Origin of the sequence: Curtobacterium sp. PhB25 (assembly GCF_004365375.1) — a bacterium.
GTDB lineage: Bacteria > Actinomycetota > Actinomycetes > Actinomycetales > Microbacteriaceae > Curtobacterium.
The window spans coordinates 117,055-137,381 of the sequence record NZ_SODR01000002.1 but is presented as its reverse complement, the minus strand read 5'-3'; the positions used below and the strand labels follow the sequence as shown (position 1 = coordinate 137,381).

Below are 20,327 nucleotides of genomic sequence, written 5' to 3'. Positions count from 1 at the left end.
GAGGATCGGTCATGCGCGATGCAACTTGTCCCCCGAACTGGGTGCGTCGCGCGGCGCGCCGCGGTGTGCGCCCTTGTCGCCGGCGTGCTCGTTGCCCCGGCTCACCCCTCGGGCGCGGCGACCTCCGGCTCGGGGAGCGCGCTCGGCCCCTCGGTCACGAGCAGGTGGAACTGCTCGGCGTCGATGATCCGGAGCCCCAGCTGCTCGGCCTTCGTGAGCTTCGACCCGGCCCCGGGACCCGCGGCCACGAAGTCGGTCTTCTTGCTGACGCTCGACGCCGCCTTGCCGCCGGCGGTGATGATCGCCTCGAGCGCGCCCTCTCGCGTGTACCCCTCGAGGGACCCGGTCGCCACGACCGTGACGCCGCTCAGGACACCGCCCTCCACCGCCGCGCCCCCGGGGCCGGGGTGGTCCGGCGTGGTGAACTGCACGCCCGCCGTCGTCCAGCGGTCGATGATCTCGCGGTGCCAGTCGACCTCGAACCACGCGAGCAGGGCGTCGGCGATGATCCCGCCGACCCCGTCGACCGCCGCGAGCTCCTCGCGCGAGGCGCTGCGGATCCGGTCGAGCGACCCGAAGTGGTTCGCGAGCGCCCGCGCCGCGACCGGTCCGACGTGGCGGATGCTCAGCCCCACCATGATGCGCCAGAGCGGTTTCGTCTTCGCCGCGTCGATGTTCGCGAGCATCTCGAACGCGTTCTTCGACGGGAAGCGGCTCGGCTCGCCGGTGTAGTCCGCACCGCGCGCTTCGGGGTCGAACGGCGGGTCGGTCTTCTTGCGCGCGCGGCTGAACGGGGTCACGCGCTTCGGGGCACCGGCGTCGTCGACCTTCTCCATGCCGGTCTCGGCGTCGCGGACGATCACCTCGATCGGGACGATGTCCTGCATCGTCAGGTCGAACAACCCGGCCTCGGTCACGAGCGGCGGGGTCTCCGGGTGCAGCGGCTGCGTGAGCGCTGCGGCTGCGACCTCGCCGAGGCCCTCGATGTCGAGGGAACCGCGCGATGCGATGTGCTCGACACGACCGCGGACCTGCGCGGGGCAGCTCTTCGCGTTCGGGCAGCGGAGGTCGATGTCGCCTTCCTTCGCGGGGGCGAGCTCGGTGCCGCACTCCGGGCAGTGCGTCGGCATCACGAACTCGCGCTCCGTGCCGTCGCGCAGGTCGACGACCGGCCCCAGGACCTCGGGGATGACGTCGCCGGCCTTCCGCAGCACGACGGTGTCGCCGATCAGGACACCCTTCGCCTTGACCACCTGCTGGTTGTGCAGGGTGGCCTGGCGGACGACCGACCCGGCGACCTCGGCCGGGGCCATCACCGCGAACGGGGTCGCTCGCCCGGTCCGCCCGACGCTGACGACGATGTCGACGAGCTTGGTGTGGACTTCTTCCGGCGGGTACTTGTACGCGATCGCCCACCGGGGTGCACGAGACGTCGAGCCGAGCTCTTCGTGCAGGGCGAGGTCGTCGACCTTGATGACGACGCCGTCGATCTGGTGCTCGACCGAGGCACGGCGGTCGCCCGTGGAGCGGACGAAGGCGTTCACCTCGTCGATCGTGTCGAAGACCCGGTAGTGGCTGCTCGTCGGCAGGCCCCAGGTCTCGAGCAGCTCGTACACCTCGGACTGCGAGCGGACGTCGGTCTCCTGCTCGAGCTCGCGCACGGGCCACGCGCCGATGCCGTGCACGAGCATCCGCAAGCGCCGGAGGCGGTCGACCATGAGCGCGCGCTTCGCCTCGGACTTGCCCTCTTCCTTCTGGCGGAGGGACCCGGCGGCGGCGTTGCGCGGGTTGGCGAAGACGCGCTCCCCCGCCTCGCGCTGGTTCGCGTTGAGCTCGTCGAACTCGGCGACCGGGAAGAAGATCTCGCCGCGGACCTCGACCAGGGGCGGGTGGCCCGTCCCCGACAGCCGGTCCGGGATCGTGCCCATCGTCCGGACGTTGCCGGTGACGTCCTCGCCCACGACGCCGTCACCACGGGTCGCCGCCGACACCAACCGGCCGTGCTCGTAGCGCAGGTTGATCGCGAGGCCGTCGATCTTCAGCTCGGTCAGGAACCGGACACGCTCGGCACCGGCGTCGCGCTGCACCTTGACGGCCCACTCGGTGAGCTCGTCCGGGCTGAACACGTTGTCGAGCGACAGCATCCGCTCGGCGTGCTCGACCGGCGCGAACTGCGTGGTCTGCGCCTGCCCGCCGACGGTCTGGGTCGGGCTGTCCTCGGTCAGGAGCTCCGGGAACCGCTGCTCGATCGCGGCGAGCCGTCGGACCAGCACGTCGTAGTCGGCATCGGCTTCCGGTGATCCGTTGTCGCCCTGGTAGTACGCCTGTCGCAGCTCGTTGATGCGGGCCCGCAGCCGGTCGACCTCGCGCCCGGCCTGGGCGGCGTCGAGCCCGTCGGGGTCGATGGTCTCGAACGTGGCGTCGGTCTCGCTCATGCCATCAGTTCTACCGTGTGCCACCGACGGCGCGTGCAGCGGACCCACCGCCCGGGAGCGGCGGTCTCAGGCGTCGACGGGGACGGCGCTGACGGTGCTGTCGATCGTGCACTGTCCGAGCACCCGGGTGCCGACGTAGACCACGGCCGTCTGCCCTGGGGCGACCCCGTGCAGCGGCTCGTCGACGTCGATCACGAGCGCGTCGTCCTGCACCCGCGCGGTCGCCGGCACCGGGTCGGCGTGCGCCCGGATCTGCACGTCGCACGCGAACGGCGTCTGCGGCTCGGCCGGTGCGGTGCCGGCCCACGTGAAGCGGGAGCCCGACATCGACGACACGGCCAGGGCCTCCTTCGGACCGACCACGACGGTGTTGTCCTTCGGGCGGATCTCGAGCACGAACCGCGGCTTGCCGTCGGCGGCGGGGCGCCCGAGCGACAGTCCGCGGCGCTGCCCGACCGTGTAGCCGTGCGCGCCGTCGTGGGAACCGACCACGGTGCCGTCGCGCTCGACGACGTCGCCGGTCTCGCTGCCGACACGGTCGGCGAGCCAGCCGCGGGTGTCGCCGTCCGGGATGAAGCAGATGTCGTAGGAGTCGGGCTTCTGGGCGACCGTCAGCCCACGCTCGGCGGCCTCGGCCCGGACCTCGTCCTTCGACGGGGTCGCCCCGAGCGGGAACATCGCGTGCTGCAGCTGCTCGGCGGTCAGGACCCCGAGCACGTAGGACTGGTCCTTCGCCCACGCGGCCGATCGGTGGAGTTCGCGGGAGCCGTCCGGGCCGGTGACGATCGAGGCGTAGTGCCCGGTCGCGACGGCGTCGAAGCCCAGGGCCAGCGCCTTCTCGAGCAGCGCCGCGAACTTGATCCGCTCGTTGCACCGCATGCAGGGGTTCGGGGTGCGGCCGGCCTGGTACTCGGCGACGAAGTCGTCGACGACGTCCTCCTTGAACCGGGCCGAGAAGTCCCACACGTAGTAGGGGATGCCGAGGGCGGACGCGGCGCGCTGGGCGTCCATCGAGTCCTCGATCGTGCAGCACCCGCGACTGCCGGTGCGGAGCGTGCCCGGCATCCGGCTCAACGCCAGGTGCACACCGACCACGTCGTGCCCGGCGTCGACCGCCCGGGCAGCAGCCACCGCCGAGTCGACCCCACCGCTCATCGCCGCCAGAACACGCATGCCTCCAGGGTAACCCGCCGACGAACCCGTACCGCTGGCGTACCGTTGGTCGAGCGATGGCCACGACGGGGAACGACTCATTCGACTTCCGGTCCGTCCTGTTGTCCGGGTTCCTGCCCGCGGCACTGTTCGCCATCGGCGAGGGCGCGATCATCCCGATCATCCCGATCGCCGCGGACTCCCTCGGCGCGACCCTGGCGTTCGCGGGCTTCGTCGCGTCGCTGATCCTGGTCGGCGAACTCATCGGCGACGTGCCGTCCGGCATCGTCGTCGCGCGGATCGGCGAGCGGAACGCGATGATCGGCGCCGCCCTGGTGTCGGTCGGCGGCCTCGTCGTCTGCACGACCGCGGCGAACGCGTGGGTGCTCGCCCTCGGGGTGTTCCTGGTCGGCGTCTCGACCGCGGTGTTCGCCCTGGCGCGGCACGCGTACATGACCACCGCGATCCCCGTCCGCATCCGGGCCCGGGCGCTGTCGAGCCTGGGCGGGGTGTTCCGCTTCGGGTACTTCGTCGGGCCGTTCCTCGCCGCCGGCGTGATCCACCTGACCGGCACCACCGCGAGCGCCTTCTGGATCCACGTCGTGTGCTGCCTGGCGGCGGCGACCGTGCTCCTGGTGCTGCGCGACCCGGCGACGGGCGCACGCGGTCTGCGGTTGCCGCCACGGGCCTCCCGGTCGGGGTCGGACGCGACCGGCGTGACCGAGCCGTCCACCGACACCGGAGCGGTCTTCGTCGGCAAGGAGGCGCACGGCCTCTTCCGCACCCTGCGCACGAACCGGGCCGTGCTGCTGCGGCTCGGCAGCGGCGCCGCGCTCATCGGCGCGATGCGCGCCGGACGCCAGGTGATCCTGCCGCTGTGGGCGGTCAGTGTCGGGTTGAACGACTCGACGGCCGCTCTGATCATCGGCATCGCCGGTGCCGTCGACTTCGCGCTGTTCTACACGAGCGGCCAGATCATGGACCGCTGGGGGCGGTTGGCGAGCGCACTCCCCTGCATGCTCGGGCTGAGCATCAGCTACTTCCTGCTCGCCTGGAGCGGGCACCTCGACGCGCGGGTCGGCTGGTTCGTGGGGATCGCGATGGGGATGTCGCTCGCCAACGGCGTCGGCTCCGGCATCCTCATGACGCTCGGTGCCGACCTCGCCCCGCGCGACGACCCGGCGCCGTTCCTCGGAGCCTGGCGCTTCACCGGCGACTTCGGGTCCGCTGCTGCGCCGCTCGTGATCTCCGGGGTGACGGCCGTCGCGACGATCGCGGTGGCCAGCGGCGTGATGGGCGTGCTCGGCCTGATCGGTGCCGGTGTGCTGCTGCGGTACGTGCCGCGGTACCTGCCGCGCCAGCTCCGCTGACGCGCGCCGCGCGCTGCGCGCAGCCGTTTCCCACGACTCGGTGCGAGGTTGCCCACTCGGTGCGCGCTTTCTGCGCCGCACGGAGTGATCAACCTCGCACCACCGACGTCCACCGACGTCCGCCGACGCCGGCCGACGTCCGCCGACCAGGCGCCGCTCGGTAGACTGCCGCTGCTCGCGGGAGTGGTGGAATCGGTAGACACGCAGGATTTAGGTTCCTGTGCCCCAGGCGTGAGGGTTCGAGTCCCTCCTTCCGCACCGACCGTTGCGTGCTCGCGCATCTCATACCACCGAGGGACGTTCCGGTCACGCGCGGACGGTACCCTCGTCGTGCGGGTGACCCTCCCGTCACCGCATCTGCACGACCGGAAGAGACATGCACTCCGTCGCACTCGCCCTGATCCCATGGCTGGATCCGCAGTACATCCTCGACCACTTCGGGGCAGTCGCAGTGCTCGTCGTCTGTGCGATCGTCTTCGCCGAGACCGGTCTGCTGATCGGCTTCATCTTCCCGGGCGACAGCCTGCTCGTCATCACCGGCCTGTTCGCGTTCGACCGCGGCGGCGAGATCGGCGGCATCCCGATCTGGGTCGCGGCCCTGATGATCGGCGCTGCGGCGTTCCTCGGCGGGGAGCTCGGCTACTACATCGGCAAGAAGGCCGGCCCGCCGATCTTCGAGCGCAAGGAGAGCGGTCTGTTCTCCAAGGCGAACGTCGAGCGGACCAACGCGTTCTTCCACCGGTTCGGCCCGCTCGCGGTGATCCTGGCGCGCTTCGTGCCGGTCGTCCGCACCTTCGCGCCGATCGCTGCCGGCGTCGGCCGCATGGACTACAAGAAGTACTCGCTCTACAACGCGATCGGCGCCGTCGTCTGGGGCGTCGGTGTGACGTTCCTCGGGTACTTCATCGGGCACATCCCGTTCGTTGCCCACATCGTGCGCGAGTACATCGACATCATCCTGCTCGCCGCCGTCCTGGTCACCGTCGTGCCGATGGCGCTGACCTACATCCGGAACGCCCGCAAGGCGAAGAAGCGCGAGCACCAGGCCGAGTCGACGGCCGTCGACCCGCAGCTGTAGCCGGACCGAACACGACAGGCCCACACCGTTCGGTGTGGGCCTGTCGTCGTCGCAGGTGGGCAGTTCAGAGCCCGAAGTGCTCCCGCACGACCGGCGCGATGCCCCGGAACGCCTTGCTGCGGTGCGACAGCGCGTTCTTCTCCTCGCGGGTGAGCTCGGCCGACGAGCGGTCGGCGTCGTCCGGCCGGAACACCGGGTCGTAGCCGTGTCCGCCGTCGCCGACCGGCGCGGTCAGCACCTCGCCGCTCCACACCGCCTCGACCACGTGCTCGAACCCGTCGGGCGTGACGAACGCGGCCGCGCACACGAAGGCGGCGGTCCGCTCCACGACGCCGTCGAGGTTCTGCAGCAGCAGCGCGATGTTGTCGGCGTCCGACCGGGTGCCCGCGTACCGCGCCGAGTGGATGCCCGGGGCACCGTCGAGCGCGTCGACCGCGATGCCGGAGTCGTCGGCGAGCGCCGGCAGTCCGGTGTGGGCGACCGCGGCACGGGCCTTGATCAGGGCGTTCGCGGCGTAGGTGTCGCCGTCCTCGACCGGCTCGGGGCCGTCGTACCCGACCAGCTCGACACCCTCGCCAAGCGCCGACCCGAGGATCTCGCGGAGCTCGACGACCTTGCCCTGGTTGTGGGTGGCCAGGACGACGGTGCCGGTCACGCCAGCCCCAGCACGGTCTTCTGGATCGCCGCGAGCGACTGGTTGCCGGCCAGCCCCAGGTCGAGCAGGACGTTCAGCTCGTCGCGGTCGAAGGGCGCGTGCTCGGCGGTCCCCTGCACCTCGATGAACTTGCCCGACCCGGTCGTGACGATGTTCATGTCGGTGTCGGCGGCGGAGTCCTCGGTGTACGCCAGGTCGAGCATCGGTTCCCCCTTGACGATGCCGACCGAGATCGCCTGCACGCTGTCGGTGAGCGGGGTGGCCTTCTTGCCGATGAAGCCCTTGCCCCGGCCCCACTCGATCGCGTCGACCATGGCCACGTAGGCGCCGGTGATCGACGCCGTGCGGGTGCCGCCGTCGGCCTGCAGCACGTCGCAGTCGATGACCAGGGTGTTCTCGCCGAGGGCCTTCGTGTCGACCACGGCGCGGAGCGAACGCCCGATCAACCGGGAGATCTCGTGGGTGCGGCCGCCGACCTTGCCCTTGATCGACTCGCGCTGCATGCGCTCGTTCGTCGACCGCGGCAGCATCGAGTACTCGGCAGTGACCCAGCCGGTGCCCTTGCCGGCGAGCCAACGGGGCACGCCGTTCGTGAACGAGGCGGTGCAGAGCACCTTGGTGTTGCCGAACGAGATGAGCGCGCTGCCCTCGGCCTGCGTGCTCCACCCCCGCTCGATGGTGACGGGACGGTGTTCCTCGGCCTGGCGGCCGTCGATGCGGGTGGTCATGGTGTCCTTTCGGTCCGGCCTGGAGGCGCGGTGCGGGTCATCGGGGCGGGCGGCGGCTGGCGGCTGGTCGCCGCTCAGGCCCGCCCACGGGGCAGCGTGATGGCGCCGGTCTCGAGGTGGCCGACGCGGACGATCTCGGGGCCGAGGAACCGGCGGGCGAGCCGCAGGAACCCGTCCTCGTCGTCGCCGGTCGACTCGAACGAGTACGTCGGGGCGGTGGTGGAGGTGCGTTCGAGGCCGTGTTCGACGAGCCGCCGGTACACGTCGTTGGCGGTCTCCTCGGCACTCGACACCAGGGTGACGTCCGGGCCCATCACGTACTGGATGGCGGCGGACATCAGCGGGTAGTGGGTGCAGCCGAGCACGAGGGTGTCGACGTCGGCGGCGCGGATCGGGTCGAGGTAGCCGGCGGCGACCTCGCGCAGCTCCGGCGACGAGGTGTCCCCCGCCTCGACGAACTCGACGAACCGCGGGCACGCCGCCAGGGTCAGGCCGACGTCGGAGGCCACCGCGAAGGCGTCCTCGTAGGCGCGCGAGGTGATGGTGCCGACCGTGCCGATGACGCCGATGCGCCCGGTCCGGGTCTGCTTCACGGCGGCGCGGGCGGCGGGCTGGATGACCTCGACCACCGGGATGCCGTACGCCTGCTCGTACCGTTCACGGGCGTCGCGGAGCACGGCCGACGACGCCGTGTTGCAGGCGATGACGAGGGCCTTGACGCCGAGTTCGACCAGGTCGTCCATGACCTCGAGCGCGTAGCGGCGGACGTCGGCGATGGGCTTCGGGCCGTACGGCGAGTGCACGGTGTCGCCGACGTACCGGATGCTCTCGCGCGGCAGCTGGTCGATGATCGCGCGGGCCACCGTGAGCCCGCCGACCCCGCTGTCGAAGACTCCGATCGGTGCATCCGTCACGGTGACCAGCGTACCGACGCGCGCTGCGGACGTCGGGACCGACCGCCTGCGCGCCGCGGGCCGGGCGCCCGAGGCGATCCGGGCCTCCAGGAGGTCACGTCACTAGTGTCGACAGCGTGACCAGCGCGCTCCTGACGGACCAGTACGAACTCACCATGGTCGACGCGGCCCTGAAGGACGGGACCGCCCACCGGCGGTGCGTCTTCGAGGTGTTCGCCCGGCGACTGCCCGACGGTCGTCGCTACGGCGTCGCGGCCGGCCTCGGCCGGTTCCTGACCGCCCTCGGCGACTTCCGCTTCGGCGACGACGAGATCGGGTTCCTGCGCGACCGCGGGGTCATCGACGAGGGCACCGCAGCCTTCCTCGCCGACTACCGGTTCACCGGGGACGTCCGGGCGTACCGCGAGGGCGAGGTGTACTTCCCCAACTCCCCGATCCTGCAGGTCGAGGGCACGTTCGCCGAGGCCGTCGTGCTCGAGACGCTCGCCCTGTCGGTCTTCAACGCCGACTCCGCCATCGCCTCGGCCGCCGCGCGCATGGTCTCCGCCGCCGACGGTCGTCCGCTCGCCGAGATGGGCTCCCGCCGCACCGGCGAGTGGAACGCCGTCGCCGCAGCACGGGCCGCGTACATCGCCGGGTTCGGCGCGACGAGCAACCTCGAGGCCGGCCGCACCTGGGGCATCCCGACGATGGGCACCGCGGCGCACGCGTTCACCCTGCTGCACGACTCCGAGGAAGAGGCGTTCCGGTCGCAGCTCGACGCCCTCGGCAACGGCACGACGCTGCTCGTCGACACCTACGACATCGAGCAGGCCGTCGAGACCGCCGTCCGGCTGACCGACGGCAAGCTCGGCGGTGTCCGCATCGACAGCGGCGACCTGCCCTCGGTCGTCGCGGCCGTCCGGGCGCAGCTCGACCGGCTCGGCGCGACCGACACCAAGATCACGGTCACGAACGACCTGGACGAGTACACGATCGCGGCCCTCCGTGCGGCCCCGGTCGACTCGTACGGCGTCGGCACCTCGGTTGTCTCCGGCTCGGGGCACCCGGCCGCCGGCATGGTCTTCAAGCTCGTGGCGCACCAGTCCGCCGACGGCGACGACTGGGTCGCCGTGGCGAAGAAGTCGGCGGACAAGGCCTCGATCGGCGGGCGCAAGGAAGCCGGCCGACGCCTGCGCAACGGTGTCGCCACGGCCGAGGTCGTGCTCACCGCCGGACAGGTCGGCCCCGACGAGCGCCCGCTGCTCGTGCCCGTGGTCACCGGCGGCGAGGTCGATCCGGCGTTCCTCGGAGCACAGGGTGTCGAGGCCGCGCGGGCGCACCACAAGCGGGCGAAGGCCGAGCTGCCGGCGGACGCCGCGCGCATCGGTCGCGGCGACCCCGCGATCCCCACCCTGGTGATCTAGCGCGCCGCTGCGCGCCGCAGCGCATCGCTTGGTGAGCAGAAATGGTCGGGACCCCGAAGGTGACCCGACCATTTCTGCTCACCAAGCGCAGGCTGCGCCTACTCGGACTTCATCTTCTCGTAGATGGCCTTGCAGTCCGGGCACACCGGGAACTTCTCCGGGTCGCGGCCCGGGATCCACTTCTTGCCGCACAGCGCCTTGACCGGCTTGCCGGACAGGGCGGACTGCAGGATCTTGTCCTTCTTGACGTAGTGCGAGAACCGCTCGTGGTCGCCGGGTTCGATCGCTTCGTCTTCGAGGAGCTTCTCGAGCTCCCGGTCCATCACGTCGAGGCCGCCGCCTGGTTCCGTCATGCTCATGGGTCCAGGGTACGACGGTCTGCGCACGTTGGTCTGCGCACCTCGCGCTCGTTCCGGAACGCTAGTTGCGCTGCGCCGCGGCCAGCAGGTCCGGGCCGCGCCGGTCGAACAGCCGCCCGCCCGCGAAGATCCCGATGACGAGCACGACCACGCCGACCCCGATGCCCACCGCGAGCGTCAGCATCGACCACGGCTCGGCGCCGCGGACGAAGGCCAGCACCGCGAGCCACGCCGCCGGGACGGTGCAGAGCACGATGCCGATCACCATCATCGACTGCGCGACCGTCGCCGTCACACCCGCGGCCTGTGGCTGCTGGAACGGGTGGTCGCCCGGCCGCACGGTCGGGTAGGGCAGCAGGACGGACACGACGCTCGACAGCCCGAGTCCGGACAGCAGGGCGCTGGCGCTCACGCCGATCAGCAGCGGGAACACCGTCCAGTCGTCGAACAACCAGGCGGACACCGCCGAGCCGGCCACGATCGCCGGCGCACCGACGACGAGGACCGGGACGACACGGCCGAGACGGTCGCTCCACCCGGGAGCCCCGGAGGCGACGTGCAGCCACACCGCGGTGTTGTCGTACGAGACGTCGTTGTGCGGCAGGAACCCGGCGATCAGCGCCATGAGCGGCAACGGCACGAGCGCGGTCCAGTGCCACGGCACCCCGGCGACCCCGAGCGGGATGACGACGAGCGGGACGAACAGGATGATCAGGTACGAGGTGCGGTACCGCGGGTCGCGCACCCAGTAGGTCAGGGCGCGGGCGGCGACGGCGGCGACCGGTGTCGAGCCGAGCCGGTCGAACCAGCCGAGCCCCTGGTAGCGCCGGGTCCGGGTGCGACCGTCGACGGTGTCGAGCGCCCGACCGACGAGCGTCCACCACGCCCAGGTGAGCAGGGCGACGACGGCGATCGCGACGAGCAGCTTGAGGAACCCGGTGCCGACGTGGCCGCTGGCGACCTCGGCGGGCACGGCCCAGGCGGCGCCCCACGGTGTCCACCCCGCGACGTCCGCGACGCGTTGCATCTCGGTGCCCTCGGGGTCGAGCCAGTCGACGCGGAGCAGCAGCGAGACCGCCGGGATCGCGAGCACGATGATCACGAGCGCGACGAGCCACCCGGCGTCGCGGGACCGGTGCGGACCGATCAGCCGCGAGCCGACGGTGCAGCACACGCGGACCAGGAGCGCGCAGGTGGCGATCGCGAGCAAGCCGCCGATGACCGCGAGCACACCGGTGCCGGCGTCACGCGCCCAGGCGATCGACTGGGCGACGGCCACGACGACGACCCCGATCACCGGGACGCCGATCAGCCCGGCGACGACGAGGCCGATCGCGAGCCCGCGACGGCCGATGCCGAACACCGCGAAGCGCCGCGGGTCGAGCTGGTCGCTCCGTCCGACGACAAGCGGGACGACGGTGAACGCGAACGCGATGAGCGTGCCGACCGGCACGGTGACCGCACGGGCCGTGTCGGGGTCGGCGGAGCGCAGCGCGACCGTCTGCGTCGCGACGAACACGGCGGCGAGGAGCCCGACGAGGCTGCCGAGCACGACGAGCACGGACCGGCGGGCGCTGCCGCGGACCTCGCCCGCGAGCAGGTCGGCCCTCAGCCGGAGAAGCTGTGCAACCATTCCATGCTCTCTGCCACGACGCGGCCGCCCGCGAGTTCGACGAACTTGTCCTCGAGGCTCTTGCGACCGCGCACCTGGGCCATGGTCCCCGAGGCGAGGACCTTGCCGCCGACGATGATGGCGACGGAGTCGCAGGTGCGCTGCACGAGCTCCATGGAGTGGCTGGAGAGCACGACGGTGCCGCCACCGCGCGTGTAGCGGCGAAGGATGTCGGTGATGGTCGCAGCGCTGACGGGGTCGACCGACTCGAACGGTTCGTCGAGCACGAGGACCCGCGGCGAGTGGATGAGCGTGGCGGCAAGGGCGATCTTCTTCGCCATGCCCACCGAGTAGTCGGCGACCTGGCGACCGAGCGCCTCGCCGAGCCCGAACGCCTCGGCCAGGTCGGTGCTGCGCTCACGAGCCGTGGCACCGTCGAGACCGCGCAGGGTGGCCGAGTAGTAGAGCAGCTGCGCACCGGTGAGGCGGTCGAACAGCCGCAGGCGGTCCGGCAGCACGCCGAGGCTGCGCTTGGCGGCCGTGGGGTCGGCCCAGACGTCGTGGTCCAGGACCGTCACGGACCCGGCGTCGGGACGCAGCAGACCGGTGATCATCGACAGGGTGGTCGTCTTGCCGGCGCCGTTCGGGCCGACCACGCCGAAGATCGAGCCCTGGCGGATCTCGAGGTCGACCTCGTCGACGGCGAGGGTCTGCCCGTACCGCTTGACGAGGCCGTCGGCGGCGAGCACGACGGGCTGCAGCTTCTGCGGGGCCTTGGGCGCGGTGGCCCGGGGAGCACGCTTCTTCGCGGCGGGGCTCGTCGCGGCGTCCGCCTCCGGTGCGTCCGTCTCCGGTGCGCCCTGCGCTGCGTGCACGGTCGCGTCCGTCGCGGACGTCGCGTCGCTCGACGCGGGGCCGGGAGGCACGGTGCCGGTCGTGCCGGCGCCCTTCGCCGGTCGCTTGGTGCGTTGCTTCGTGGTGCGCGCCTTGGCGGGTCGGGCGCCGGTGGTCGTCGTCGGGGCCGCTGCCGCGGCACGGGCCGCGGGACCGGGCACTGCGGTACCGGGCACTGCGTCCGACTGCGGCTCGGTGACCGGATCGGTGTCGGCGGCCGTGGTGTCGGCAGCCGTGGTGTCGTCGGTCATCTCGTCATCAACGGAGGCGTCGCGCGCATCCGGTTCCCCCATGTCGTCGTCGTCGGCGTCGTCCCCCGCCGCGGCGTCCACCCGGTCGGCGGCACGCTCGTCGGCGTCCTGCTCGTCGGTGTCACTCGCTTCGGTCATCCAGGCAGCGTCGGTCGTGGCGTACACGTCCTCGTTCTCTGCTCTGGCGGCCATCGCCCAACCGTACCAACGCTCTCCGGACAGCGGGGAACCGCCCGCTCCAGTGTCACGAAATGAGTACGAAGCGCGGCGGACCTACCCCTTGAGCGGGTGTTTCCGTATCATTCACCAGGGCACGAAGAAGTGTTCACCACTTGGAAACCTGCTCCGGCGGGCTCTCCGACACCGTGCAGCGGCCGCCCTCGTGGCCCGCGGCGTCCGGTTCTCGGCGAACTCGGACGTTCCGCGAGCAGACTCGACGAGGCCCGCCCGTGCCCCAGGGCGCGCGGGCGGACACCAGAAGGGACCAGCATGACCACGCAGATCGTGATCCTCGCAGCGGGGATGGGCAGCCGGCTCGGCCGCAGCCTGCCGAAGCCGCTCACGGAGCTCAGTGACGGCCGCACCATCATGCAGCAGCAGTTCGACAACATCCGCGCCGCGTTCGGCTCGAGCGCCCGCGTGACGATCGTCGTCGGCTACAAGTCGGAGCACATCGTCGAGGCCTTCCCCGACGCGTCCTTCGTCTACAACGAGTCCTACGACTCCACCAACACCTCGAAGAGCCTGCTGCGCGCCCTCAAGGCGACCGGCAAGAGCGGTGTCCTCTGGATGAACGGCGACGTGGTCTTCGACCCGATGGCGCTCGTCCGAGCGGCCGACATGATCGACGAGGACCACTCGTTCGTCAGCGTCAACACCGACAAGGTCTCCGACGAAGAGGTCAAGTACACCGTCGACGCCGAGGGCTTCATCCACAAGCTCTCCAAGCAGGTCGTCGGCGGGCTCGGCGAAGCCGTCGGCATCAACTACGTGTCGGCGAACGACAAGCAGGCCCTCATCCGTCAGCTCGGTCGCGTCGACGACCAGGAGTACTTCGAGGGCGGCATCGAGGCTGCCATCGCCGAGGACGGGCTACGCTGGTCCCCGATCGACATCTCCGACCTGTACGCGGTCGAGATCGACTTCGCCGAGGACCTCGAGCGCGCGAACAACCTGTTCGCCTGAACCTCCGTCAGGACCCCTTCGGCGGTTCCGCCCGAAGGGAAACCGTGACCACAGCGAGCGCGCCGACCGTGCCCGCGGCTGCCGCACCAGCGGCGACCCGGAGCGCCGGTCGGCGCTACCGTCATGCCCTCTGGCTGCTGACCGTCCGCGACCTCCGGGTCCGGTACTCGACGTCGGCGCTCGGGTACGTCTGGTCGATCCTCGACCCGCTCGTGATGTCGGCGATCTACTGGTTCGTCTTCACCCAGGTGTTCCACCGCGGCTCGGTCGGTGAAGACCCGTACATCGTCTTCCTGCTCTCCGCGCTGCTGCCGTGGATGTGGTTCACCGGGGGCGTCTCGGACTCCACGCGGGCGTTCATCAAGGAGTCGAAGCTCATCCGCTCGACGACGATCCCCCGCACCATCTGGGTCGCGCGGATCGACGCGTCGAAGGGCATCGAGTTCCTGCTGAGCCTGCCGGTGCTGGCGGCGTTCGCGATCGCGACGGGTGCGCACCTGCACTGGCAGGTCGTCTTCTTCCCGCTGGCGATCGTGCTGCAGTGCGCGCTGGTGTACGGCCTCGGCCTGATCGTCGCGCCGCTCGTCGTCTTCTTCCGCGACCTCGAGCGGGCGACCAAGCTCGTCCTGCGCTTCCTGTTCTACGCATCGCCGATCATCTACGGCACGCACGCGCTGCCCGACGCCCTGCGCCCCATCGCCGCGGTCAACCCGCTCACCGGCATCTTCGGGATGTACCGCGCCGCGTTCTTCCCGAGCCAGCTCGACTGGCTCGAGGTCGGGGCGTCGGTGGTCATCACGGGCATCGTCCTGGTCATCGGCTTCGCGGTGTTCCGACGCAGCGAGCACCGCGTGCTGAAGGAGCTGTGATGACCGCCACCGACCAGACCCGACGTACCGAGACCGTCGCGCCGGTGATCACTGTGCGCGACGCCGGCATCTGCTTCAAACGCAACCGACGGGCGAGCCGCAACTTCAAGGACCTCTTCGGCGGACGCGGCCGCCGCAAGCGTGCCGACGAGTTCTGGGCGCTCCGCAACGTGTCGTTCGACGTCCGTCCGGGCGAGGCGATCGGCGTCGTCGGTCGCAACGGTCAGGGCAAGTCCACGCTCCTGAAGCTCGTGGCGCAGGTGATGCTGCCGGACGAGGGCCGGATCGACGTCGGGGCCGGCGTCGCGCCGCTCATCGAGATCACCGGTGGTTTCGTCGGCGACCTGTCCGTCCGCGACAACGTCTACCTGACCGCCGGCCTGCACGGCATGTCGCGCGCCGAGATCCGTGCCGCCTTCGACGAGATCATCGACTTCGCCGAGATCGCGGACTTCGTCGACACCCCGTACAAGCACCTGTCGAGCGGCATGAAGGTGCGCATCGCGTTCGCGGTGATCTCGCGGCTCGACGAGCCCGTCATCCTGGTGGACGAGGTCCTCGCCGTCGGTGACAAGGCCTTCCGCGAGAAGTGCTACAAGCGGATCGAGGAGCTCCTGGCCGGCGGTCGGACGCTCTTCTTCGTGTCCCACAGCGACAAGGACCTGCGCCGCTTCTGCGACCGCGGTCTGTACCTCGACAAGGGCCGGCTGCAGCTCGACGGCACCATCGAGGAAGCGCTGGCGCAGTACTCCGCCGACTACGGCGTCTGACCGGTCGGGTACTCCCCCTACACAACCAGGGCACCACGGTGCCCCCTCCACAGCGACGGGTTCCCGGGTGCTGCGCCGGGGCCCCACCGTCGGACCCTCCCCCTAGCGTTCCCCCCATGCACCACCCAGCACCCGCGTACGCCGTCCCGTTCACCATCGACCGCTCGCAGGCCCCGCGCCGGTACGACCTCGTCAACACCGGGGACGAACCGGTCGACGGCCTGACCCTCACCCACCTCGGCAACGGCTACAGCCCGCCGCTGGCGGTGCACCGGCTCGAACCGGGTCGACGTCTGTCCGTCGCCGTGTTCGGCGCGGATCCGCAGGACACCGGCGTCGTGATCGTCCGCTGGCGCCGTCCGGACCGCTCCGAGTACGTGTGGCGGATGTCACTGGTCGGTCAGGGGCTGCACCCGTGACCGTGTCCGGACGGGGCTCAGCGTTCGCCGCGCTCGGCAGCGACGGTGCGCCAGCGCTCCAGCAGCCACTCGACGGCAGCGTGGAACCGGGCCGTCGCGGCACCGGGCGTGGTGTCGCCGAAGTAGCGCGCCACCCACTGCTGCAGCTTGGCGAGCTCGGCGGCGTCCCCCACGGCGGCGTCGATCCGCGCGAGCACAGTCGGCGCGTCGGCCGCGGTCAGCCAGTTGGCGTCGCTCAGGTAGCCGCGTTCGTCCACATCGGCCTCCGGCGACACCGGGCGGGTCACGATGAGGGGCTTCCCGACCGCCAGGCGGTCGTAGATCATCGCGCTGATGTCGGTGATCGCCACGTCTGCGTCGGCCAGCTGCCAGCCGAGCTCGCCGCCCTCGTCGTGGACGTGGTGCGCGGTGGGGTCGGCCGCGTTCGCCGCCGTGATCGCCGCGACGATCCGCTCGTGTGCCGTTCGGTACGCCGGGTCGAGCACGCCGCTCCGCGGGTGCGGGCGGTACACCAGGCGGTGGCGGGGCGACGCGAGCACCTGCTCGGCGATGGTGGTGCCGTGGGACGCGATCGAGCCGTACGCTGCGGCGCCGCGGTCGCCCTCCCACGTCGGTGCGTACAGCACGACGGTCCGGTCGTCGGCGGGGTACGGTGCCGCGCCGGCGAAGTGGTCGGCCTGGGGGCGGCCGATCGCGATGGTCCTGGCGTCGAGGTCGTAGTCCCACAGCGCCTCGGCGAGCCGGCCACGTGCGGCGTCCCCGGCGATCAACGCGTAGTCGTACGCCTTGAACTGGTTCGTCGTCATGTACATCTTGTCGCTCTCGCCGTGGTTGACGAAGACGTGCCACATGCGCCCGTACCGCATCATCTGGAAGTTGCGGGCGTTCTGGTTGACGTAGAGCACCACCTTCGGCGCCTGGGTCTCGACGAACTGCTCCAGGTCGACCACCTGACGGGCGTACACGGCGGGGACCGGCGACTCGTCGATGAGCGTGGTCATCGTGCCCGGGCTGCGCGCGATGATCGCGACCGGGTGCGTCTTCGCCAGTTCGGCCAGCGGCGCGTACCACTGGCGCACCTGGTACATGTTCACGGGGCCGTCGGCGAAGTAGACCGCGATCTCGATCGTGCCGGGCGCCGGCGCCGCGACCGACGGCAGGCGACGGGCGAGCTCCCGGCGGCTCCGGCGCGAGGCGAGCAGGCGCTGGGCCAGGCGCACGGCGGTCCGCACGTCACTGGTGATCGGCATGGACTGTCTCCCGTTCTGCGGTGGCGGTGGCGGTGGCGGTGGGGTTCGGGGTGGTCAGACGACGGGCGGGCGCCCGGCGAGCGTCATCCGGGCGACGGTCAGCCAGCTCATCGGTCGGGTCGGTCCGCAGTCGGTGGTCCGTCCTTCGCGGATGCCGGCGAACCACGTCGTCAGGCGTCGCGGGTGTCGCCACCAGCGCGCGACCTGGATCGCGGCCCACGAACCGACGTAGAGCGGTCGGAGCGGTGCCGGCAGGTTCCGTCGGGCCAGCCACACCCGGTTGCGGGCGTTCAGGCGGTAGTACTCGGTGTGCCGCGCCGGGTCGATGGCCGGGTGGTGGGCGACCAGGTCGCCGGCGTACCAAGCACGTCGACCGGCGTCCCACACGCGCCACGCGAGTTCGATGCCCTCGTGCGCGTAGAAGTACTCCGCTCCCCAGCCCCCGACGATCCGGTACACGTCCATCGGCAGCACGACGGCGCCCTCCCACACCGAGAACACCGGCGACGAGTGGTCCGGCTCGCCCTTGCGGATGCGCGGGACCCAGCGCCGCGGGTTGGCAGCGCCGGTCGGGTCGACCACGCGGGGCTGGAGCAGTCCGAGCGAGGGGTCGCGTTCGAAGCGGCCGACGGCGTCCTGCAGGAACGTCACCGAGGGGATCGAGGCGTCGTCGTCCAGGAAGAACACGTAGTCCCCGTCGACGACCTCGGCACCGGCGTTGCGGCCGGCCGGGATCCCGAGGTTCTCCGGCAGCGCCAGCGTCCGCACCCCGTCCGGCAGGCCGGTCGGCTCCCAGCCGTTGCCGACGCAGACCACGTCGAGTTCGACGCCCTGCTGCGCGAGCACGCTGTCGAGCCCGCGGCGCAGGTCGTCGGGCCGGGTGCCCTGCGACAGGCTCACGACGGCGACACGGGGTCGCTTCGGGTGCGCGACCGCGTGGCGACGAACGGTGCTCGGGGTCACGGTGCCATCGGTCACCGCGCCGTCGGGCACCGCGTCGTGGGGCACCGCGTCGTGGGGCACCGCGTCGTCGGTCACGCCTTGACCCGCTTGGACGCGATGATCGCCAGGAAGTGTCCGACGGTCGCCAGCACGGCCAGCGGCAGCAGCGCCCCGACCAGGATCCGGCTGGCGAGCGTGTCGCCGATCGCCAGTCCGATGAGCGCGAACAGGAACGCGAGCATGCTCAGCTCGACCGAGTGGTACAGGCGGTGGAACGGCAGGAACCGCGCCAGGCGGCGGAGCGAGGCGAGCTTCCGGCCGGACGGCGCGGTCGAGGCGTCGCGTCGGTCGACGAGCTTGTCGAGCCCCGCGTTCGCCCGGGCGACGTGCACCATGTCGTTGAGGGCCTTGTTCAGCACGATCACCAGGCCGAGTGCGCAGCCGATCGTGGTCCACATCCAGTCGGCGCCGTGGATCGGCCAGGTGGCGGCTCGGATGCCCAGCGCCACCGGGATCAGTCCCTCGGTCGTGTAGTGCCCGACCTTGTCCAGGAACACCCCGGCGGGCGAGCGGGTGCCACGCCACCGTGCGACCTCGCCGTCGCAGCAGTCCACGAGCATCTGCAGCTGTCCGAGCACCAGGGCGAGCGCTGCGCCCCAGATGCCGGGGATGAGCAGGGCCGCGGCGATGCTCCACCCGACCAGGATCATCAGGCCGGTCACCTGGTTGGCGCTGACGCGGGTCTTCAGCAGCACCCAGGTCAGGTACGGCGAGACGTCGCGCAGGTACAGCGACGCCGTCCAGTGCTCGGCGTTGGCGCGGGCGCGGACCTCGTCCGGCTGGGCGACGGCCCGCAGCTCGGCGATCGACGTCGGGCGTGCGGATCCGCGGCCGTGGGTGGCGGGGTCGGTCATGGGGTCACCGTCCGGTGTGGGTGGTCAGCTCGGAGGTACGGGTGAGGAACCCGATGATGAAACCGAGCCCCCATCCCACGTGGATGCAGGGCAGCACCACGAGCAACCAGAGGAAGGTCGCCACCCCGGACCGGCGCGCGACGGCGACCGACCCGAGGACGACGAAGAGCAGGTACACGGCGGGCACGGCGAACCCGAGGAGCGCCCAGGCGACCGGGCTGCCGAGGGCTGCGCCGACGACACCGACGACGCCGGCGAGGATTCCGACGGCCATGGCGGCGACCATCGCGGGCGGCACGAAGTACCGCAGGCCGTTGTTCGCGGGGAACCGACGGGCGAGCTCGCCTCGCCACAACCCGGTGGCGACGAACTGCCGCACCAGGCGCTTCAGGCTCGGTCGCGGGCGGTAGGTGACGACCAGCTCGGGCGTGAACCACACCGTGCCGCCGGTCTGGCGCAGGCGTCGGTTCAGTTCCCAGTCCTGGCCGCGCTTGATGCCCTCGTCGAACAGGCCGACCTCGAACAGGCGGTCGCGGCGGAAGACGCCGAGGTACGCGGTCTCGGCCGGGCCGGCGGTCCCACCGACGTGGTGCGGGGTGCCGCCGAGGCCGACGCGGCTGCCGTACGCCAACGCGACGGCCCGCTCGAACGGGCTGCGGCCCTCGGCGCGCATGATGCCGCCGACGTTGTCCGCACCGGACTCGAGCAGGGTGCGGACGGCGATGCGCGTGTAGTCCGGTGGCAGCACCGAGTGCGCGTCGACGCGGACCACCACGGGGTGCACCGACGCCGTGATCGCGACGTTCAGGCCGGCCGGCGTGGACCCGACCGGGTTGTCGATCGCCCGGATGCGTGGGTCGGCCGCGCTCATCTCGGCCACGAGTTCGTTCGTGCCGTCGATCGAGGGGCCGAGCGCGAGGATGACCTCGAACACGCCGGTGTAGTCCTGGTCGAGCAGGCTGGCGACCGCAGCGCGGACCTCGGTGACCTCGTTGAGCACGGGCATCACGTACGAGACGCCCGGCAGGGGCTGTCCGTCTGTCTGCATGCGTACCTCGGGGTGCTGGCTGGGTGCACGGGACGCACCGGGGCGGTGCCGCCCCGCAGAGCGACCATGAGCCTAT

The 20,327-nt window shown here is 71.4% G+C and carries 19 protein-coding genes and 1 tRNA gene; 8 read left to right on the top strand and 12 right to left on the bottom strand.

What is annotated here, in order from left to right; all coding sequences use genetic code 11:
- Positions 1 to 101 precede the first annotated feature (101 nt).
- Both ligA and mnmA read right to left on the bottom strand, forming a co-directional pair.
- On the bottom strand, positions 102 to 2,435 hold the full coding sequence (gene ligA, locus EDF51_RS05230; protein WP_132099604.1) for an NAD-dependent DNA ligase LigA: 2,334 nt from the start codon (positions 2,433 to 2,435) through the stop codon (positions 102 to 104).
- A gap of 66 nt (positions 2,436 to 2,501) precedes the next feature.
- Positions 2,502 to 3,608, bottom strand: coding sequence for a tRNA 2-thiouridine(34) synthase MnmA (gene mnmA / locus EDF51_RS05225; protein ID WP_133936870.1), 1,107 nt, complete (start codon positions 3,606 to 3,608; stop codon positions 2,502 to 2,504).
- 56 nt (positions 3,609 to 3,664) lie between these two features.
- Between mnmA and EDF51_RS05220 the strand changes: the two genes are divergently transcribed.
- The 3 genes from EDF51_RS05220 to EDF51_RS05210 all read left to right on the top strand — a co-directional run bounded on the left by EDF51_RS05220 (position 3,665) and on the right by EDF51_RS05210 (position 6,035).
- Entirely contained in the window at positions 3,665 to 4,957 is a 1,293-nt protein-coding gene (locus EDF51_RS05220) for an MFS transporter (protein WP_123294070.1), read from the top strand.
- A gap of 177 nt (positions 4,958 to 5,134) precedes the next feature.
- A tRNA-Leu gene (locus tag EDF51_RS05215) sits at positions 5,135 to 5,215 on the top strand.
- Positions 5,216 to 5,333: 118 nt separating this feature from the next.
- Positions 5,334 to 6,035, top strand: coding sequence for a DedA family protein (locus tag EDF51_RS05210; protein WP_123294071.1), 702 nt, complete (start codon positions 5,334 to 5,336; stop codon positions 6,033 to 6,035).
- 64 nt (positions 6,036 to 6,099) lie between these two features.
- Here the strand turns inward: EDF51_RS05210 and rdgB are convergent, their stop codons facing one another.
- The 3 genes from rdgB to murI all read right to left on the bottom strand — a co-directional run bounded on the left by rdgB (position 6,100) and on the right by murI (position 8,332).
- The gene (rdgB, locus tag EDF51_RS05205; protein WP_133936874.1) at positions 6,100 to 6,690 is read right to left on the bottom strand and encodes an RdgB/HAM1 family non-canonical purine NTP pyrophosphatase; all 591 of its coding nucleotides are present in this window, start codon (positions 6,688 to 6,690) and stop codon (positions 6,100 to 6,102) included.
- Positions 6,687 to 7,418 (bottom strand): ribonuclease PH, encoded by a 732-nt coding sequence (rph, locus tag EDF51_RS05200; RefSeq protein ID WP_123340732.1) that lies wholly within the window; start codon positions 7,416 to 7,418, stop codon positions 6,687 to 6,689. Before rph ends, rdgB begins: the two co-directional genes overlap by 4 nt.
- A gap of 74 nt (positions 7,419 to 7,492) precedes the next feature.
- Positions 7,493 to 8,332 (bottom strand): glutamate racemase, encoded by an 840-nt coding sequence (gene murI, locus EDF51_RS05195; RefSeq protein WP_131878384.1) that lies wholly within the window; start codon positions 8,330 to 8,332, stop codon positions 7,493 to 7,495.
- A gap of 116 nt (positions 8,333 to 8,448) precedes the next feature.
- On the opposite strand from murI, the gene EDF51_RS05190 reads away from it, so the two are divergent.
- Positions 8,449 to 9,738 (top strand): nicotinate phosphoribosyltransferase, encoded by a 1,290-nt coding sequence (locus EDF51_RS05190; protein WP_133936876.1) that lies wholly within the window; start codon positions 8,449 to 8,451, stop codon positions 9,736 to 9,738.
- Between the two features lie 98 nt (positions 9,739 to 9,836).
- Here the strand turns inward: EDF51_RS05190 and EDF51_RS05185 are convergent, their stop codons facing one another.
- The 3 genes from EDF51_RS05185 to EDF51_RS05175 form a co-directional block, all read right to left on the bottom strand.
- Positions 9,837 to 10,097 (bottom strand): DUF3039 domain-containing protein, encoded by a 261-nt coding sequence (locus EDF51_RS05185; RefSeq protein ID WP_111033217.1) that lies wholly within the window; start codon positions 10,095 to 10,097, stop codon positions 9,837 to 9,839.
- A 61-nt stretch (positions 10,098 to 10,158) separates the two neighbouring features.
- Positions 10,159 to 11,730 carry an ABC transporter permease gene (locus tag EDF51_RS05180; protein ID WP_133936878.1) on the bottom strand — a complete coding sequence of 524 codons (1,572 nt, stop codon included), beginning with the start codon at positions 11,728 to 11,730 and terminating at the stop codon, positions 10,159 to 10,161.
- Positions 11,706 to 13,046 (bottom strand): ABC transporter ATP-binding protein, encoded by a 1,341-nt coding sequence (locus EDF51_RS05175; RefSeq protein WP_243834026.1) that lies wholly within the window; start codon positions 13,044 to 13,046, stop codon positions 11,706 to 11,708. The genes EDF51_RS05180 and EDF51_RS05175 overlap by 25 nt, the downstream gene beginning before the upstream one ends.
- Positions 13,047 to 13,343: 297 nt before the next feature.
- Here EDF51_RS05175 and EDF51_RS05170 point away from each other — a divergent pair, with 297 nt between their 5' ends.
- The 4 genes from EDF51_RS05170 to EDF51_RS05155 all read left to right on the top strand — a co-directional run bounded on the left by EDF51_RS05170 (position 13,344) and on the right by EDF51_RS05155 (position 16,097).
- A complete protein-coding gene (locus EDF51_RS05170) occupies positions 13,344 to 14,039 on the top strand; it encodes a phosphocholine cytidylyltransferase family protein (protein WP_111085011.1) in 696 nt (231 codons plus the stop codon).
- Positions 14,040 to 14,107: 68 nt separating this feature from the next.
- A complete protein-coding gene (locus EDF51_RS05165) occupies positions 14,108 to 14,908 on the top strand; it encodes an ABC transporter permease (protein WP_123939022.1) in 801 nt (266 codons plus the stop codon).
- Positions 14,908 to 15,678 (top strand): ABC transporter ATP-binding protein, encoded by a 771-nt coding sequence (locus EDF51_RS05160; RefSeq protein WP_133936880.1) that lies wholly within the window; start codon positions 14,908 to 14,910, stop codon positions 15,676 to 15,678. Before EDF51_RS05165 ends, EDF51_RS05160 begins: the two co-directional genes overlap by 1 nt.
- 116 nt (positions 15,679 to 15,794) lie before the next feature.
- On the top strand, positions 15,795 to 16,097 hold the full coding sequence (locus EDF51_RS05155; RefSeq protein ID WP_111085009.1) for a hypothetical protein: 303 nt from the start codon (positions 15,795 to 15,797) through the stop codon (positions 16,095 to 16,097).
- Positions 16,098 to 16,114: 17 nt separating this feature from the next.
- On the opposite strand, the gene EDF51_RS05150 is transcribed toward EDF51_RS05155, so the two are convergent.
- The 4 genes from EDF51_RS05150 to EDF51_RS05135 all read right to left on the bottom strand — a co-directional run bounded on the left by EDF51_RS05150 (position 16,115) and on the right by EDF51_RS05135 (position 20,251).
- Positions 16,115 to 17,347: a CDP-glycerol glycerophosphotransferase family protein gene (locus EDF51_RS05150; protein WP_133936882.1), complete on the bottom strand. Its 1,233-nt coding sequence runs from the start codon at positions 17,345 to 17,347 to the stop codon at positions 16,115 to 16,117.
- A gap of 54 nt (positions 17,348 to 17,401) precedes the next feature.
- A complete protein-coding gene (locus EDF51_RS05145) occupies positions 17,402 to 18,310 on the bottom strand; it encodes a glycosyltransferase (RefSeq protein WP_243698044.1) in 909 nt (302 codons plus the stop codon).
- A 71-nt stretch (positions 18,311 to 18,381) separates the two neighbouring features.
- On the bottom strand, positions 18,382 to 19,203 hold the full coding sequence (locus EDF51_RS05140; RefSeq protein WP_123294078.1) for a CDP-alcohol phosphatidyltransferase family protein: 822 nt from the start codon (positions 19,201 to 19,203) through the stop codon (positions 18,382 to 18,384).
- Between the two features lie 4 nt (positions 19,204 to 19,207).
- Entirely contained in the window at positions 19,208 to 20,251 is a 1,044-nt protein-coding gene (locus tag EDF51_RS05135; RefSeq protein WP_123294079.1) for a glycosyltransferase family 2 protein, read from the bottom strand.
- Positions 20,252 to 20,327: the final 76 nt, after the last annotated feature.